We start from the raw sequence: 471 nt of genomic DNA, 5'->3' as shown, positions 1-471 counted from the left end.
ACACCGCCCGTCACACCATGGGAGTGGGTTTTGCCAGAAGTAGTTAGCCTAACCGCAAGGAGGGCGATTACCACGGCAGGGTTCATGACTGGGGTGAAGTCGTAACAAGGTAGCCGTATCGGAAGGTGCGGCTGGATCACCTCCTTTCAGAGCGTGCATCTCAAGTCGAGCGTTCACACTTATCGGTTTGTTAGTTGTTGGAGCCRGGATGCGCGCAGCGTGTCCTGCGTTGCATGGTCAAATGCAAGCGCTTAGCTTTGAGCGCTTGCATTTGGCTTTGCCAAGACGAACGGGACCAGGTCTCGCTCGGCTGTTCTTTAAAAATATGGGATGTAGTAAAGGTGTCGTGAAGCGTTGATGAGACGCTGCAGTACAAAACACGATACCGGGTTGTGATTGTATCAACYGAAATGTATTTAAGTGATCGAAAGATGACTTGGAATACGGCACAAATGCGAGAACTCATCCTGT

General features: G+C 50.7%; 1 rRNA gene. It reads left to right on the top strand.

From position 1 onward, the window contains the following. Positions 1 to 147, top strand: a 16S ribosomal RNA gene (locus AC1DKV_RS40540); the annotation flags it as partial. Positions 148 to 471: the final 324 nt, after the last annotated feature.

Source organism: Cupriavidus sp. 05T41 (assembly GCF_056396525.1).
The sequence above is the reverse complement of the archived record's forward strand: the minus strand, read 5'-3'. Positions and strand labels throughout refer to the sequence as shown.